This window comes from Oceaniglobus roseus (assembly GCF_002869745.1).
Lineage (GTDB): Bacteria > Pseudomonadota > Alphaproteobacteria > Rhodobacterales > Rhodobacteraceae > Oceaniglobus > Oceaniglobus roseus.
The window spans coordinates 61286-76362 of the sequence record NZ_PNOS01000019.1 but is presented as its reverse complement, the minus strand read 5'-3'; the positions used below and the strand labels follow the sequence as shown (position 1 = coordinate 76362).

At 68.6% G+C, this 15077-nt stretch carries 18 protein-coding genes; 14 read left to right on the top strand and 4 right to left on the bottom strand.

Annotated elements, in window-relative coordinates:
• The 4 genes from A7B20_RS11270 to A7B20_RS11255 form a co-directional block, all read left to right on the top strand.
• The coding region (locus A7B20_RS11270; RefSeq protein WP_172960998.1) for a precorrin-3B C(17)-methyltransferase at positions 1–459 on the top strand (459 nt) is incomplete at its 5' end.
• 102 nt (positions 460–561) lie between these two features.
• Positions 562–1329, top strand: a complete 768-nt coding sequence (gene cobM / locus A7B20_RS11265) for a precorrin-4 C(11)-methyltransferase (protein ID WP_102108681.1) — start codon at positions 562–564, stop codon at positions 1327–1329.
• Between the two features lie 105 nt (positions 1330–1434).
• Positions 1435–1776, top strand: a complete 342-nt coding sequence (locus A7B20_RS11260) for a hypothetical protein (RefSeq protein WP_102108680.1) — start codon at positions 1435–1437, stop codon at positions 1774–1776.
• Between the two features lie 60 nt (positions 1777–1836).
• Positions 1837–2820, top strand: coding sequence for a fatty acid desaturase (locus A7B20_RS11255; protein ID WP_102108679.1), 984 nt, complete (start codon positions 1837–1839; stop codon positions 2818–2820).
• 361 nt (positions 2821–3181) lie between these two features.
• On the opposite strand, the gene A7B20_RS11250 is transcribed toward A7B20_RS11255, so the two are convergent.
• On the bottom strand, positions 3182–4459 hold the full coding sequence (locus tag A7B20_RS11250; RefSeq protein WP_102108678.1) for a DEAD/DEAH box helicase: 1278 nt from the start codon (positions 4457–4459) through the stop codon (positions 3182–3184).
• 410 nt (positions 4460–4869) lie between these two features.
• Here A7B20_RS11250 and A7B20_RS11245 point away from each other — a divergent pair, with 410 nt between their 5' ends.
• Both A7B20_RS11245 and A7B20_RS11240 read left to right on the top strand, forming a co-directional pair.
• The gene (locus tag A7B20_RS11245) at positions 4870–6633 is read left to right on the top strand and encodes a carboxypeptidase regulatory-like domain-containing protein (protein ID WP_102108677.1); all 1764 of its coding nucleotides are present in this window, start codon (positions 4870–4872) and stop codon (positions 6631–6633) included.
• Positions 6634–6635: 2 nt separating this feature from the next.
• Entirely contained in the window at positions 6636–7292 is a 657-nt protein-coding gene (locus A7B20_RS11240) for a hypothetical protein (protein WP_102108676.1), read from the top strand.
• Between the two features lie 16 nt (positions 7293–7308).
• On the opposite strand, the gene A7B20_RS11235 is transcribed toward A7B20_RS11240, so the two are convergent.
• From A7B20_RS11235 to A7B20_RS11225, 3 genes are all read right to left on the bottom strand, one after another.
• Positions 7309–8370 (bottom strand): YeeE/YedE family protein, encoded by a 1062-nt coding sequence (locus A7B20_RS11235; protein WP_102108675.1) that lies wholly within the window; start codon positions 8368–8370, stop codon positions 7309–7311.
• 21 nt (positions 8371–8391) lie between these two features.
• On the bottom strand, positions 8392–8670 hold the full coding sequence (locus A7B20_RS11230) for an ArsR/SmtB family transcription factor (protein ID WP_425437158.1): 279 nt from the start codon (positions 8668–8670) through the stop codon (positions 8392–8394).
• 143 nt (positions 8671–8813) lie between these two features.
• On the bottom strand, positions 8814–9158 hold the full coding sequence (locus A7B20_RS11225) for a thioredoxin domain-containing protein (RefSeq protein WP_102108674.1): 345 nt from the start codon (positions 9156–9158) through the stop codon (positions 8814–8816).
• A gap of 102 nt (positions 9159–9260) precedes the next feature.
• On the opposite strand from A7B20_RS11225, the gene A7B20_RS11220 reads away from it, so the two are divergent.
• From A7B20_RS11220 to A7B20_RS11185, 8 genes are all read left to right on the top strand, one after another.
• Positions 9261–10001, top strand: a complete 741-nt coding sequence (locus A7B20_RS11220) for a cytochrome c biogenesis CcdA family protein (protein WP_102108673.1) — start codon at positions 9261–9263, stop codon at positions 9999–10001.
• Positions 10002–10012: 11 nt separating this feature from the next.
• On the top strand, positions 10013–10603 hold the full coding sequence (locus A7B20_RS11215; RefSeq protein ID WP_102108672.1) for a thioredoxin family protein: 591 nt from the start codon (positions 10013–10015) through the stop codon (positions 10601–10603).
• A 112-nt stretch (positions 10604–10715) separates the two neighbouring features.
• Positions 10716–11198: a sulfur oxidation c-type cytochrome SoxX gene (gene soxX / locus A7B20_RS11210; RefSeq protein ID WP_102108671.1), complete on the top strand. Its 483-nt coding sequence runs from the start codon at positions 10716–10718 to the stop codon at positions 11196–11198.
• A gap of 4 nt (positions 11199–11202) precedes the next feature.
• Positions 11203–11616, top strand: a complete 414-nt coding sequence (soxY, locus tag A7B20_RS11205) for a thiosulfate oxidation carrier protein SoxY (protein WP_102108670.1) — start codon at positions 11203–11205, stop codon at positions 11614–11616.
• Positions 11617–11641: 25 nt separating this feature from the next.
• Positions 11642–11971 (top strand): thiosulfate oxidation carrier complex protein SoxZ, encoded by a 330-nt coding sequence (soxZ, locus tag A7B20_RS11200; protein WP_102108669.1) that lies wholly within the window; start codon positions 11642–11644, stop codon positions 11969–11971.
• A gap of 28 nt (positions 11972–11999) precedes the next feature.
• Positions 12000–12836 (top strand): sulfur oxidation c-type cytochrome SoxA, encoded by an 837-nt coding sequence (soxA, locus tag A7B20_RS11195; RefSeq protein WP_425437157.1) that lies wholly within the window; start codon positions 12000–12002, stop codon positions 12834–12836.
• A gap of 95 nt (positions 12837–12931) precedes the next feature.
• A complete protein-coding gene (gene soxB, locus A7B20_RS11190; protein WP_102108668.1) occupies positions 12932–14626 on the top strand; it encodes a thiosulfohydrolase SoxB in 1695 nt (564 codons plus the stop codon).
• A gap of 5 nt (positions 14627–14631) precedes the next feature.
• Complete coding sequence (locus tag A7B20_RS11185) at positions 14632–15060, top strand: DsrE family protein (RefSeq protein WP_216641197.1); 429 nt, start codon at positions 14632–14634, stop codon at positions 15058–15060.
• Positions 15061–15077 lie beyond the last annotated feature (17 nt).

Genomic DNA, 15077 nt, shown 5'->3' with positions numbered 1-15077 from the left:
TGCGCGCCCGGCGTCTCGGCCCTGCAGGCGGCGGCGGCGCGGGCCGGGGCGCCGCTGGGCCACGACTTCTGCGCGATCTCGCTGAGCGACCTGCTGACCCCGCGCGAGGACATCCTGCGGCGGCTGAAGGCGGCGGCGGAGGGGGATTTCGTGATCGCCTTCTACAATCCCGTGTCGCAGCGCCGCCGCACCCTGCTGGCCGAGGCGCGCGACATCCTGCTCGCCCACCGGCCCGCCGACACGCCGGTGCTGCTGGCCTCTTCCCTCGGGCGGCCGGAGGAGGCCCTGCGCTACCGGAGGCTCGACGCGCTGGAGGTGGACGAGGTGGACATGCTGACGGTGGTGCTGGTCGGCTCGTCGCAGTCGCGGCTGGCGATGCTCGGCACGGGGCCGCGGATGTACACGCCACGGGGTTATGCGCGGCGGATCGACGGCGACCTGGCAAAGGCGGCGCGTTAGGCCGGTGTCGCGCGGGCGGAGGATGCGGGAGCCTCCGGCGGGGATATTTGGAAAGCAAAGATGGCGGCGGTGCGACGCGGGCCGCAGACGGGGAGAGACGGGATGACGGTGTATTTCGTGGGCGCGGGTCCGGGCGATCCGGAGCTTCTGACGCTGAAGGCGCAGCGGGTGATCGGAGCCTGCCCGGTGTGTCTCTACGCCGGGTCGCTGGTTCCTGCCGAGGTCGTGGCCGGGGCGCCCGCGGGGGCGCGGGTGATGGACACGGCGGCGATGACGCTGGAGGAGACCCATGCCGAGATCCTGGCGGCCCACGGTCGGGGCGAGGACGTGGCGCGGGTGCATTCGGGCGATCCCTCGCTTTACGGGGCCATCGCCGAGCAGATCCGGAGGTTGCGGGCCGACGGCATCCCCTACGAGATCGTGCCGGGGGTGCCCGCCTATGCCGCGGCGGCGGCGGCCCTGGGGCAGGAGCTGACGGTGCCGGAGGTGGCGCAGTCGATCGTGCTGACGCGGATGTCGATGAAATCGACCTCGATGCCGCCGGGCGAGACGCTGGAGAACTTCGCGCGGACCGGCGCGACCCTGGCGATCCACCTCGGGATCCGGGCGCTGCGGGAGATCGAGCGGGTGCTGGTGCCGCACTACGGGGCGGACTGCCCGGTGGTGGTGGCCTATCGCGTGGGCTGGCCGGACCAGGCGTTGCTGAAGGGCACCCTTTCCGACATCCGCGAGAAGGTGCGGGCGGCTAAGATCACCCGGACGGCGCTGATCCTTGTCGGACCCGCCTTGGGCGAGGTCGGTGGCTTTCGCGATTCGGCCCTGTACGACGCAGGGATGCCCCACGTCCTGCGTCCCAGGGCGAAGAGCTGAGCTTGGGCGGCCGAATTGTCCGCGCAAGCGCGATAATTCCGCAAAAGGCTTGACGGATCAAGCAACTGGCCCATCTTGGAAAGCATAGCGATCCGGGGGGATGCCATGTCGAACCATTTGCCGAAGGAAGTGCGTCTCGGTCTCAGGGGGGGCGGGGCGAAGCGCGGGCTGATGCGGGTGGAGGCCGGGGGGATCGTCTTCGACATCCTGCGCCTGTCGCCCGGCGGGTTCGTCGTCGACGCGAAGGATGCGCCGAAGCTGCGGGGCCTCGTCAACGTCCATGACGGCGCCGGCCATGTCTCGCAGTGCCTCGTCGTGGCGGGCGATACCGAGGACGGGGAGACCCGCTTCGAGTACAAGCGGCGCACCCCGGTGCAGGACATGCCGCCGCTGGATTTCGAACTTGTCGAGGCTGCGACGACCGCGCTGGCCGACCCTTCCGCCTGACCTTGCGTCGCCGCCTTTCCGCGCGCTAGGCTCGCCGCGACAAGCGACAGGAGGCGGACCATGGAAGCGGAATTCTCGCGACGCAAGCTGCTGACCCCGGCCGAGATGCGGGCGCTGACGGCGCGTTCGGACCGGGCGGGGGCCCTGCAGATGGGCAGCCATGTCGCGGCGATACTCGCGGCGGGCTGGGCCCATGCAATGGTCATGGGCACGCCGTGGGTTCTGCTGACGGGGTTCGTGCTGGGGGTGCTGATCAACTTCCTCTACGCCGCGCAGCACGAGTTGAGCCATGCCACCGTCTTCGCCACCCGGAAAGCGAACGAGGTGTTCGGGCGGATCATCGGCTTTCTCATGATCTTCCCGCGCGACTTCGACCAGGTGATGCACTTCGCCCATCACCAGTACACCCAGAACTGGGAGCGCGACGGCGAGCTGGTGCGCGAGCCCTACACGCTGACCACCTACCTGCTGTGGCTCTCGGGGATCACGTACTGGAGGAACCGCGTGGCCGGGCTGGTGCGCCGCGCGCGCGGGATCATCGTCGAGCCCTACATCAAGCCCACGGAAGAGGCGAAGATCATCCGCGAGGCGCGGCTGCACCTGCTGGGCTACGCCCTGATCGCGGTGCTGTCGGTCGCCTTCCAGAGTTGGGCGGCGCTGACGTTCTGGATCCTGCCGATGGTGCTGACGAAGCCCGTGCACCAGCTGCAGAACACGATCGAGCACCTGGGCCTGTCCCACGAAGACGACATCTTCGAGAACACCCGCTCGACCCGGACCAATGCGCTGATGCGCTGGCTCTGCTGGCAGATGCCCTATCACACGGCGCATCACACCTTCCCGGCGGTGCCGTTCTGGAAGCTCCGGGAGCTGAACGCGAAGATCGAGGAAAAGGCGGGCACGGTGCACCGCATGGGCTGGATCGAGTTCCAGGTCGAGGTGATCGGCAAGCTGATGGCGAAGGACGAATCGCAGTACCCGATGAACGAGGTCTGGGTGATGCCGCGCAGTGGCGGGCGTTCGGTGCGGATCCCGGCCGAGTAGGGCGGTCGGGGTCGGGTCGGGTTTCCCTGACTTGGCCGAAACCTGACCCGCGCGCAGGATCGCGGAAATGGCAGAGCCGCAGCTCCGCTCCGCGGGGCGGCCGCTCCGGGGCCCGGCGCCGAAGCTGTGCCACCTTTCCCCGTGTCGTGTCGGGGTGCACCCGCGTCAGAAGGAGAGAAGCGCCATGTCCGTCCTGCCGAACAGAGGCTGCACCTGCGCGCAGCACGCCCGGACGGGGGAGGCCCTGTCGCGCACCCTTCGGCCCGTGCGCAACGGCGCCTGAGCGCAGCGGGCCGTGCAGAGCTTCAGGAGCATGGCGACGCGGGGGGGGGAGCCCCCCGGGTCATTGTTGCCGGGCCGTTCAGGCGGCGCGGCGGCGGCGGCGCGGGCGAGCGCCGGCGGGTTTCGCCTGCGCCGGTTTGCCCTGGGCCGCGGGCTTGCGCTGGCCGCCCCCGTTGCCGCCACCGCCACCGCGGCGACGGCTCGCGGCGGGCTTGGCGCCGCCCACGACTTCCCACGGGCGGCCCGAGGCGGTCTCGATGTCCTGCTTCACGACCTTGGCGATGTCCTTGAGATAGGGCATCTCGTCCGGCGCGCAGAAGGCGATGGCCTGACCGGAGGCCCCGGCGCGGGCGGTGCGGCCAATTCGGTGGACATAGTTTTCGGCCACGTTGGGCAGGTCGTAGTTGTAGACGTACATCACCTCGGGGATGTCGATGCCCCGCGCCGCCACGTCGGTGGCCACCAGCACGTCGATCCGGCCCGCCTTGAAGTCGGCGATGGCGCGGTCGCGCTGGCCCTGGCTCTTGTTGCCGTGGATCGAGGCGGTCTTGAAGCCCGCGCGGTCGAGGTTCTTCATCAGCTTTTCCGAGCCGTGCTTGGTGCGTCCGAAGACCAGCGCCCGCTCGCCCGGATGCTTCTTCAGAAGCTCCATCAGCAGGCCCTGCTTCTCGGCCTGGGCGATGTAGTGCACGGACTGCGTGACGTTGTCGGCGGTCTGGCCGGGGCGGGCGACCTCGACGCGGACCGGATCGACGAGATAGGCCTTGGAAAGCTCGGCCATCTGCTTCGGCATGGTGGCCGAGAACAGCATCGTCTGCCGCTCGGCGTTCAGCAGCGGCGCGATCTTCCTCAGCGCATGGATGAAGCCGAGGTCCAGCATCTGGTCCGCCTCGTCGAGCACGAGGAAGCGGGTGTCGCCCAGCATCACGGCGCGCCGGTCGATCAGGTCCATCAGGCGGCCCGGGGTGGCGACCAGAAGGTCGACGCCGCGCTCCAGCCGGTTGATCTGGCGGTTGATCGAGACGCCGCCGACGACGATGGCGACCGACAGGTGCGAGCCGCCGGTATAGGCCTTCAGGTTCTCGGCGATCTGGTTGGCGAGTTCGCGGGTGGGCGCGAGGATCAGGCCGTTCACCGATTTCGGCTTCGGCTTCTGCCCGATGCGGCTGAGGGTGTGGATCAGGGGCAGTCCGAAGGCGGCGGTCTTGCCGGTGCCGGTCTGCGCCAGGCCCATCACGTCACGGCCGTTCATGGCGTGGGGGATGGCCTGCTTCTGGATCGGGGTGGGCTCGGTGATGCCCTGGGCGGCCAGCGCGGCCACGATCTTGGGCGAGAGGCCCAGCATGTCGAAATCCATGAGGATGTCCTTTGTCGCGGCACGCCGATGCGGGCCACGGATAACGGCAGGCACCGCCGCGGGGCGGTGCGCAACGTCAGGGTTGCGCCGGGATCTGACGCCCGGAGCCGCATTGCCCCGGATGCCGTCATGGCGCTGCCCCCCCGCGTGAAATGGGAAACCGGTGAGGACGCTGCCCTGAATGGCCCGCTCGGGGTCCGTCTGCTCACGCGGCAGGGGCTGGCGTCTGGAAGGGCATATCGCGCCGGACAGGGGCGAAGTCAAGGACCCCGTCGGATGCGGGGGCGCGTTGCCGCCGGGCGTGGCGCGCGACAGGCACGGCGGCACGGTTCGCGGCGATTGTCTTTGCGGCGACAAGCCCCTAGGCTTGCTGCATTCGTGTCGCGAATTTCGGGCAGGCGGATGGTCTGATGGGCACCAGGATCGGCGATATCTCCTCCCGTCTCGCGCTGATGGCCCGCCACGACGTGGCCACCGGCTCCGGCCGCCGCCGGTTCCTCGACCGCGAGGAGGCGCTGCGCTTCCTCCAGCGCCACATCTCCGACGAGGAGATCCTCGCGGGCGTGCGCCGCTTCGGCCAGGGGCTGGGCCTCGAGGGGCGGGGCGACCGCGGGCTGATCGAGCGCCTGGCCGACGCGCTGATGGCGGGCGACGTCTGGGTGGCCCAGCCCGTCGCGCCGTCCGTGCCGGGCGGTGGCGGCGGCGGGGAAGAGCCGCCGGGCCCCGGTCCCGGCCCGCAGCCGAAGCCGAAACCCCAGCCGAAGCCGAAACCCGAGGCGGAGCTGATCGTCTGGGTGAAGGACCTGAACGGCAAGCCGGTGGAGGGGGCGACGGTGACGGCCGGCGCACTTGGCAGCAAGCAGACCGACAAGGACGGCAAGGCCGATTACGGCAAGGTCACGCCGGGCACCTACGACATCACGGCCGAGAAGAAGGGCCACGGCAAGGTGCGCCGGGGCAAGGAGGAGAAGGACGAGAAGAAGGGCGTCGCCGTGCCCGACGGCAGCAAGACCGAGGTGAACCTGGTGCAGCACCCGGAATGCGCCAACGTCGCCTTCTTCGAGGGCACGACCAACGGTCTGACCAAGTACTACGGCTTCGACCACAAGACGAACATCAAGGCCGCCGCGAACGGCGAATACTGGGTGCCCGTGCCGGACAAGGGCAATGTCGTCCTCGCCGCCTCGAAGGCGACGCGGGACGAGACGCGGTGGGTGTCGGTGGCCGTCGGCAAGGAGACGGAGGTCGAGATCAACTTCGACTTCAAGGGCGACGAATGCATTCCGTGCATCGAGAACTGCACCTACACCGTCGATCCGGCCGACGTGGCCGAGGTGGTGACGACGAAGATCAGCGCGAAGAAGGCGATCTTCAGGATCAAGGGCAAGAAGGCGGACGAAGCCACGCTGAAGGTCACCTGCGACGGCGACGACATCGGCCGCTTCTACATCTGGTGCGAGGTCGAGAAGGAGCTGATGATCGACGTCGCGGGCATCATCACCAATCGGGCCGGGGCGGGCACCTACAACGTCGCCACCCTCCAGACCCGCATGAACGAGATCTTCCGGCAGATGCTGATCTCGGTGAACCTGAAGGATCTCGGGACCATAGACCTCAGCGCGAACGCCGCGCTGGCGACGATCGAGAACACCGAGTATCCGGTGCCGGGCGGGCAGTACCAGCAGGGCACCAACGCCGCCACCGACCAGGCCTTCCTGACCGCCCTCGACAATGCCGCCCAGGCCGCGGTCGCGGCCCGCACCACCGGGCCCACGGGACGGGCGGGGGCGCGCAGGCTCTACTGGTACGTCCCGACCGCAGGAGCCGTGTTCGGCGGCGAGAACGTGAACATCGGACACCCGGCCACGTTCATCTACCAGAACGAAACCGCCGGGGTGCGGACCAACGCGGCGCACGAGATCGGCCACAGCATGAAGCTGCGCCATCCCAACGACGGCGGGTCCGCCGCGCAGTTCGCGCCGCACAACCGTGCGACGGTCAACACCGCCGTTCCGGGCTATGCCGCCACCAACACCGAGCCGCTGGTCGCGGCAGGTGCGGCGGCCCCCAACGTCATGGCCAACGACCCGGTGAACCTGATGGGGTACTGGCCGGACAAGGCCAACGCGATGCGGCTGCGCTATCACCAGTGGAAGGCCGCCGACAGGAGCTGAACATGAGTTACGCCGACATCTGCCCCCCGATGGTCGCGGCCCGCATCGCCGAGGCGGACACCCGTTCCTACGACAGCCGCAACCTGATCACCTGGGTCGAGGAGAACTCGGACCGCCAGTGCGCCGTCGCCGCACTGGAGGCGGTGGCCGGCCGGATCGGTCCCGACAGCGACCTGGCCGTAATCGACCTGTTCTGCAATGCGGTGGCAAGCTATGCGCGGATGCTGGACGATGCGCAGAAGGCGGCGATCCGCGAAGCCTACCTCAGGATCCCCTACAATCCGGCGATCTCGTTCAACTACTTCCTCGGGCTCCGGAACACGGGAATCGACATCCGCGACCGCCTGAAGGGCAAGGTCGGGATCGACTGGAGCTTCGAGTCGCCGCGGCGGAACGCGCAGACCTGGGACTACTACCTCTACCTCGCCCGCCTCGGGGAGCCGGGGGCGCTCGAGGCGCTGGCGGACAAGATCGCCGCGACGGACTCCGGCAACGACGTGACGCTGCTGCTGATGAGCCTGAACGAACTGCCGGGGCCGGAGGTGACGGCGGTGCTGGAGCGCTATGGCGACGATGCGCGCACCGCGGACGGAGTGTCGGGGCCGGGACTGCCGATCTCGCAGAACGTCGCCATCATGCTGGCGCTGCGCGGGAACTGACCGGAGCGGGGCGCGCTCAGACCGGGCGGCGCAGGGGCCATCCCTCGATGACCTGGCGGAGGCCAAGGGCGGTGCCGAGGAAGATCGCGGCGAGGGTCACGGGCGCGCTGATCGCCAGCAGCGAGAATGCCGAGAGGCCTTGGCCGATGGAGCAGCCCGCCGCCGTCACCGCGCCCCAGCCCATCAGCGCGGCGCCGAGGATCTGGCGGCGCAGCTCGCGCGGGTCCTCGCAGGCCTCCCAGCGGAACTGTCCCCTGAGCAGCGAGCCGAGCGCGGCGCCCGCGACGATCCCGAGGACCGAGCCGATGGCGAAGCTGGGTCGCGCACCGGACGAGGTCATGGCATAGAGCAGCGTCTCGCCGATCGGGGCCGAGAAGCTGTGCGAGACCACGGGCAGCGCGTCGAACCCCGTCGCCGCCAGCCAGTGGGTGCCGATCCAGCCCGACAGGATGGCCGCCGCCACCACGACGGCCCATCCCCCCTGCGCCCGCGTCACGCCCGCCGCGCGGGCGCCGCGCAGGCTGAACCCGAGGATCGCGAGTCCGAGGGCGATGCCGACGGCCGCCACGGGCAGGCCGGTGGCGGTGCCGAGGACGTGGGCGATGCCGCTCGGGCTTTCGGCCGGAAGGCGGGGGAAGGCGGCGGTGCGGAAGGCGGCGAGGGGACCGGAGAGGGTGACATAGGCGGCAAGCCCCATCACCAGCACGATCACGAAGGCCCGGAGGTCGCCGCCGCCGAGCCGCGCCAGCGCGCCGTAGCCGCAGTTGCCCGACAGCGCCATTCCGTACCCGAACACCAGTCCGCCGACGATGGCGCCGGTCAGTCCCGGCATCTGCGCGATGTAGAAGCTGCGCGCGGGGTCGAACAGGCCCAGGGCGGTCAGCGCGAAGGTCGCGCAGACGGCGGCGCCGATGGCGATGCCCCACATCCTGAGCCGCGCCGATGAGCCGCCGTAAAGCTGATCCTCGATCGCGCCGAGGGTGCAGAACCGGCCGAGACGCGCGGCAAGGCCCAGGGCGATGCCGCCGCCAAGGCCGATGAGCGCGGCAAGGCCGGGCTCTCCGATGAGGTCGGTCATGTCTCCTCCCGGCGACGCCCGTTACTTGCAGAACAGGTCGTACACCGCCTCCATGATCCGCACGGTGCGCCCGTCCGTCAAGGAATAGAAGATCTGCTTGCCCTCGCGTCGCGCGGTAACGAGGTTCTCCTGCCGGAGCCGCATCAACTGCTGCGACACCGCGGCCTGCCGTGCCGACAGCAGGCGTTCGAGCTCGGTCACCGATTTCTCGCCCGCGGCGAGGTGGCAGAGGATCATCAGCCGCGACTCGTGGCCGAGCGCCTTGAGGAAGTCGGCGGCGTCGCGGGCGTTCTGCGCCATCCGCTCGAACTCGGCATCCGGCGTGGACTGGTTGAAGACTGGAAGCGACACGTGGTCTCCGTTCGGGGCGGCATCGGCCTCGGGCGCCGCCACCTTAGCGTTCCGCGGCGCGACATTGCAATTCTTCAGGCCGATCATGTCGTTCACGGTTCGGCCCGCTCCAGCAGCGCGTCGAGCATCGGCCAGAAGAACTGGTCGCCGGGATAGCCCTCGATGCGCGACACTTCCTCGCCGTCGTCCACCAGGATGAAGGTCGGGGTCAGGCGCGGGGCCGAGTCGAGCTCAAGGTCCGCGGGCACCGGTTCGTGCAGGTCGATCCGGCGCAGCGGCGCGCGGCGCCCCTCCTCGGTGTTGGCGTAGGCGGGCGCGATCTCGGCGTCCCAGCGGGCGCAGTAGACGCAGCCGTCCTGCTCGACCATGACGAGGGACAGCTCGGCCAGGGCCGCGCCGGGCAGGCACATCAGCAGCAGGGTCGCAAGCGCGCGCATCTTCCTCACTCCGGATCGGCCCCCGGGAGGGATCCCCGGGATCGGGCCTTGACGCCGGACATATTCCGAATGTTAGATTTTTCCAAGCTCGGGAGGAAAATAATGTTCGACGTGTCTCTGGGCGGCGCGCTGTTTGCGGGCCTGCTCTCGTTCCTGTCCCCCTGCATCCTGCCCATGGTGCCGTTCTACCTCGGCTACCTCGCGGGCGGATCGCTGCAGGGGGTGGGGCCGCAGGGGCAGGTGCCCGCGGCACTGCGGACGCGCGCGATCCTCGGCGCCGTGGCCTTCGCCGCCGGGGTCATCACGATCTTCGTCGCGCTCGGCGTCTCGGCCTCGGCCATCGGGCAGGCGGTGCGCGACTGGTTCGACGTCCTGCGCTATGTCGCCGCCGCGCTGATCGTCGCCATGGGGCTGCATTTTCTCGGGGTCCTGCGCATCCCCTTCCTCTACCGCCAGTTCCGGGCCGAGCCGGGCGACGTGAACAACCTTTCGCTGGCGGGGGCCTATGTCGTGGGCCTGGCCTTCGCCTTCGGCTGGACGCCCTGCGTCGGTCCCGTGCTGGCGGCGATCCTGTTCACCGCGGCGGGCACCGAATCGGCCGGGCGCGGAGCGTTCCTGCTGCTGGGATACGGGATCGGGATGACGGCGCCCTTCGTGCTGGCGGCGGCCTTCGTCGGGCCGTTCACCCGCTTCATGACGCGCTTCCGCCGCCACCTCGGCACGGTCGAGAAGGTGATGGGCGCGCTCCTGGTGCTGTTCGGGGTGTTGATCGCGACGAATTCGGTCAATGCTATCGCCCAGTGGATGATCGAGACCTTCCCCATCTTCACCCGCTACGGATAACGGAGATTTCCATGCTGCGCACCGCGCTCGCCGCCACCCTGATCCTGGTCTCCCTGCCGCTCGCGGCCGAGGAGGCGCGCAAGCCCGTCCTCGGCGACGACGGGTTGCACAAGGCGCCCTGGATGCAGGACACCTTCAAGGTCCTGCGCGAGGACCTGGAAGAGGCCGAATCGGAAGGCAGGCGGCTTCTGCTGATGATCGAGCAGCGGGGCTGCATCTACTGCACCAAGATGCACGAGGAGGTCTTCGTCGTGCCCGAGATCGACCGGATGCTGGCCGAGGATTTCTACGTGGTACAGCTGAACATGTTCGGCGACGTCGAGGTGACGGACTTCGACGGCGAGGTGCTGAGCGAGAAGGACGCGGTGCGGAAATGGGGCGCCATGTTCACGCCGACGCTGATCTTCCTGCCCGAACACGCCGCCGACGTCCCCGAGGACGCCTCGGCCGCCGATGCGGCGGTGGTGACGATGCCGGGCGCCTTCGGCAAGTCGACGACGGCGCACCTGCTGAAATGGGTGCTGGAGAAGGGCTATGCCGGGGAGGAGCCGTTCCAGAAGTACCACGCCCAAATGCTGGAGGAGCAGGGCGGGACGGACTGAACGGGAGAGTACGGACAGATTTAGTATTCAAGATTTGAAATCTGTTCTTGATCGGGGTGGCGCCCTCGAATACCGTGGTGCACAAGGTGAGAGATCGCCAAAGGGAGGATCCATGAGAAACCACATTCGCCTCGCCGCGGGGATCGCCGCGCTTTGCGGCACCGCCGCCTTCGCCTCGGAGCCGCCGGCGCCCTCGGACGTCGTCTATACCGACACCGGCGCGGTCGAAGCCTCGCTGACCGGCCAGCCGGGGGATGCCGCCTCGGGCGCCGCGATCGCCGGCGACAAGTCGGTGGGCAACTGCGTGGCCTGCCACATGATCAGCGACCTGGCCGACGTGCCCTTCCAGGGCGAGGTCGGTCCGCCGCTCGACGGGGCCGGCAGCCGCTGGAGCGAGGCCGAGCTGCGCGGCATCGTCGCCAACGCGAAGAAGACCTTCCCCGAGACGATGATGCCGTCCTTCTACAAGAACGAAGGCTATATCCGTCCCGGCGACGCCTATACCGGCGACGCCCCCTCGGGCCCGCTGGAGCCGATCCTGACGGCCCAGCAGGTCGAGGACGTGGTCGCCTACCTGATGACGCTCAAGGAGTAACCAGATGAACCTGACCCGCAGACATGCCCTGGCGGCGGGCGCGGCGGCGCTTGTCCTGCCCCGCATCGCCTGGGCCGACGCCACCGCCGACGCCATCTCCGCCTTCACCGGCGGCGCCGACGTCGCCGAAGGCTCGGGCCTGACCCTGACCGCCCCGGAGATCGCCGAGAACGGCAACACCGTGCCGATCGAGGTCGACGCGCCCGGCGCCGAGGCGATCATCGTGCTTGCCACCGGCAACCCCAACCCCGACGTCGTGACCTTCCACTTCGGCAAGCTCGCGGGGGCGCAGCGCGCCTCGACCCGGATCCGCCTGGCGGAAACGCAGGAGGTCGTGGCGGTCGCCAAGATGTCCGACGGCACGTTCCAGCGCGCCTCGCGCGAAGTGAAGGTCACCATCGGCGGCTGCGGCGGCTGAAGCGGTATCGCAAGGAGTTACAGACATGGCTGAAAACGTCACCCCCCGCGTCCGCGTCCCGAAAAGCGCGAAGCCCGGCGAGGACATCACGATCAAGACCCTGATCTCCCACCCGATGGAATCCGGGCAGCGCAAGGACAAGGAAGGCAACACCATCCCGCGCTCGATCATCAACCGCTTCGTCGCGACCTTCAACGGCGAGACGGTGATCGACGTCACGATGGAACCCGCGATCTCGACCAACCCGTACTTCGAATTCGTGGCCAAGGTGCCCGAGGCGGGCACGTTCGAGTTCACCTGGTACGACGACGACGGGTCGGTCTACACCGACAAGCAGGACATCGCGGTTGGATAGGCCGGAACGGCGAAAGGGAGGAAAGCCGATGATGACCAGAACGATCACGGCGATGGCGGTGGCGCTGATGGCCACCGGAACGTTCGCACAGGCGCAGGATCTCGTCATCAACGGCGAGATCCCGATCACCACCCGCGCCCCGGCGCCGGATTTCGTGCCCGCCTTCTCCGAGGTGATCTCGGGGTGGGAGTTCCGCTCGCCCGAGACGCAGCAGCTGGAGACGGACGATTTCGAGAACCCGGGGATGCTGTTCGTGGAAGCGGCGCGCGAGGCGTTTTCCGAGCCGCTGAAGGAAGGCGGTCAGTCCTGCGCCGACTGCCACGAGTCGCCCGAGGCCCTGGCCGGGGCGCGCGCGGTCTATCCGAAGTGGGACGAGGAGCACGGCGAGGTCCAGACCATCGAGATGCAGATCAACGAATGCATCACCGAGCGCGCCGGGGCCGAGCCCTGGGGATACGTCTCGACCGAGATGGACAACATGAGCGCGCTGATGTCCGCCGTGTCGCGCGGGATGCCGGTGAACGTCGCCACCGACGGCCCGGCCCACGAGACGTGGAAGCAGGGCGAGGAGATGTATTACACCCGCTACGGCCAGCTGGAGTTGAGCTGCGCCAACTGCCACGAAGACAATTACGGCAACATGATCCGCGCCGACCACCTGAGCCAGGGGCAGATCAACGGCTTCCCTGCCTACCGGCTGAAGAACGCCAAGCTGAACTCGGTCCACGACCGCTTCAAGGGCTGCATCCGCGACACCCGGGCCCAGACGTTCAAGCCCGGCAGCCCCGAGTTCGTGGCGCTTGAACTTTACGTCGCCTCGCGCGGCAACGGCCTCTCGGTCGAAGGGCCGAGCGTCCGCAACTGATCCAAGGCGCCCCGGCGGGGAACCGTCCGGGGCGCTTTCGTCTCAAGTCACATTCCCGTTACGGAATGTAATTCATCGCTTCGGAGGAGCTTCCGATGATCTCGCGCCGCCATTTCATCCAGGCCGGTCTGGCCACCTCGGCGCTCTGGGGCCTGTCGGCCACCGGCAACTGGGGCCGCCTTGCCGCGCAGCAGAGCCTGACGCAGGAGGGGCTGATCGGCGACCAGGCGACGGGCGACGTGACGCTGATCCACATCACCGACATCCACGCCCAGACCCAGCCGATCTGGTTCCGCGAGCCTTCGGTCAACGTCGGCGTCGGCCAGGTCGCGGGGCTGCCGCCGCACCTGACGGGGGCCGAGTTCCGCAAGCTGTTCGGGATCGAACAAGGTTCGGCCATGGATTACGCCCTGACGTTCGAGGATTTCGTGGCCCTCGGGCGCGAATACGGACGGATGGGCGGGGTGGACCGGATCGCCACCGTGGTGAAGGCGATCAAGGCGCAGGCGCCCGGCGCGCTGGTGCTGGACGGCGGCGACACCTGGCAGGGCTCGCTGCCCGCGCTCAGGACGCAAGGCGCGGACATGGTCCGGATCTTCAACGCCCTCGGGACCGAGGCGATGACATCGCACTGGGAGTTCACGCTGGGGATCGACCGGGTGACGGAGATCGTCGAGAACGAACTGGCCTTCCCCTTCCTCGGCGCCAACATCTTCGACGCCACCTGGGACGAACCGGCCTACGAGCCGATGCAGATGTTCGAGCGGAACGGCACCTCGGTCGCCGTGATCGGGCAGGCCTTCCCCTATCTGCCCATTGCCAACCCCTCGTGGATGTTCCCGGACCTGAGCTTCGGCGTCAGGACCGAGCGGATGGCCGAGGTGGTGCAGCAGGCCCGCGACGCGGGGGCCGAGGTGGTCGTCGTGCTGTCGCACAACGGCTTCGACGTGGACCGCAAGATGGCCTCGGAAGTGCCGGGGATCGACGTGATCCTGACCGGACACACCCACGATGCCTTGCCCGAGCCGGTGCAGGTGGGCCAGACCTTCCTGATCGCCTCCGGCTCCCACGGCAAGTTCGTCTCGCGCGTCGATCTCGACGTGGCGGACGGCGCGATGAAGGCGCTGCGCCACCGGCTGATCCCCATCTTCTCGGACGTGATCGCGCCGGATGCCGAGATGACGGCGCTGGTGGACGAGACCCGCGCCCCCTTCGCCACCGAGATGGCCGAGGTGTTGGGAAGCACCGACACGCTCCTCTACCGCCGGGGCAACTTCAACGGGACGTGGGACGACCTGATCTGCGAGGCCCTGCTGGAGCAGCGCGACGCCGAGATCGCGCTCAGCCCCGGCTTCCGCTGGGGCGCCTCGGTGATGCCGGGGCAGGAGATCACGCGGGAGGACGTGTTCAACGTCACCGCCATGTCCTACCCCGCCGCCTACCGCTCGGAAATGACCGGCGAGATGCTGAAGATCGTGCTGGAGGACGTGGCCGACAACCTGTTCAACCCCGACCCCTACTACCAGCAGGGCGGCGACATGGTGCGGGTCGGCGGCCTCGGCTACCGCATCGACATCATGCAGGAGCAGGGCAAGCGGCTGTCCGAGCTCACGCTGCTTGGCACGGGCGAAAGGATCGACCCCGCGAAGACCTACACCATCGCGGGCTGGGCCAGCGTCAACGAAGGCACCGAGGGCCCGCCGATCTGGGAGGTGCTCGAGGCGCACATCAAGTCGAAGGGCACCGTCTCGGTGCCCGAGAACACCGCCGTCACTCTGGAACAAGGATGAAGGACATGAAGGCTTTCGTGACTGCCGCCCTGATCGGGATGCTGGCCACCGGCGCGTTCGCCGAGGGCAAGGCCCACAAGCTGGCGATCCACGTCGACGAGAACGACCCGCAGGTGATGAACATGGCGCTGAACAACGCCGCCAACGTCGCCTCCTATTACAGGGAGCAGGGCGACACCGTGACGATCGAGATCGTCACCTACGGCCCCGGCCTGCACATGGTTATGGCCGACAGCCCCGTCGCCGACCGCATCGCCGCCATGTCGCTGGAGACAGAGGGCATGAGTTTCGCCGCCTGCGCCAACACCATGGACGGGATGGAGAAGAAGACCGGGAAGAAGCCCGAACTGCTGGACGAGGCCAAGGTGGTGCCCTCGGGCGTCGTGCGGCTGATCGAGCTGCAGGAGGACGGTTACAGCTACGTCAGGCCGTAACCCCACGAAGGAGAAAA

Bases quoted from the DNA above. Each gene is read 5' to 3' on its own strand.
- soxB (WP_102108668.1), top strand. From the start codon at position 12,932: ATGATCTCGCGCCGCCATTTCATCCAGGCCGGTCTGGCCACCTCGGCG.
- A7B20_RS11230 (WP_425437158.1), bottom strand. From the start codon at position 8,670: ATGGCGCAGAACGCCCGCGACGCCGCCGACTTCCTCAAGGCGCTCGGC.
- A7B20_RS11255 (WP_102108679.1), top strand. From the start codon at position 1,837: ATGGAAGCGGAATTCTCGCGACGCAAGCTGCTGACCCCGGCCGAGATG.
- soxY (WP_102108670.1), top strand. From the start codon at position 11,203: ATGAACCTGACCCGCAGACATGCCCTGGCGGCGGGCGCGGCGGCGCTT.
- A7B20_RS11185 (WP_216641197.1), top strand. From the start codon at position 14,632: ATGAAGGCTTTCGTGACTGCCGCCCTGATCGGGATGCTGGCCACCGGC.
- A7B20_RS11220 (WP_102108673.1), top strand. From the start codon at position 9,261: ATGTTCGACGTGTCTCTGGGCGGCGCGCTGTTTGCGGGCCTGCTCTCG.
- soxZ (WP_102108669.1), top strand. From the start codon at position 11,642: ATGGCTGAAAACGTCACCCCCCGCGTCCGCGTCCCGAAAAGCGCGAAG.
- soxX (WP_102108671.1), top strand. From the start codon at position 10,716: ATGAGAAACCACATTCGCCTCGCCGCGGGGATCGCCGCGCTTTGCGGC.
- A7B20_RS11260 (WP_102108680.1), top strand. From the start codon at position 1,435: ATGTCGAACCATTTGCCGAAGGAAGTGCGTCTCGGTCTCAGGGGGGGC.
- A7B20_RS11250 (WP_102108678.1), bottom strand. From the start codon at position 4,459: ATGGATTTCGACATGCTGGGCCTCTCGCCCAAGATCGTGGCCGCGCTG.
- A7B20_RS11240 (WP_102108676.1), top strand. From the start codon at position 6,636: ATGAGTTACGCCGACATCTGCCCCCCGATGGTCGCGGCCCGCATCGCC.
- cobM (WP_102108681.1), top strand. From the start codon at position 562: ATGACGGTGTATTTCGTGGGCGCGGGTCCGGGCGATCCGGAGCTTCTG.
- A7B20_RS11215 (WP_102108672.1), top strand. From the start codon at position 10,013: ATGCTGCGCACCGCGCTCGCCGCCACCCTGATCCTGGTCTCCCTGCCG.
- A7B20_RS11225 (WP_102108674.1), bottom strand. From the start codon at position 9,158: ATGCGCGCGCTTGCGACCCTGCTGCTGATGTGCCTGCCCGGCGCGGCC.
- A7B20_RS11245 (WP_102108677.1), top strand. From the start codon at position 4,870: ATGGGCACCAGGATCGGCGATATCTCCTCCCGTCTCGCGCTGATGGCC.
- soxA (WP_425437157.1), top strand. From the start codon at position 12,000: ATGATGACCAGAACGATCACGGCGATGGCGGTGGCGCTGATGGCCACC.
- A7B20_RS11235 (WP_102108675.1), bottom strand. From the start codon at position 8,370: ATGACCGACCTCATCGGAGAGCCCGGCCTTGCCGCGCTCATCGGCCTT.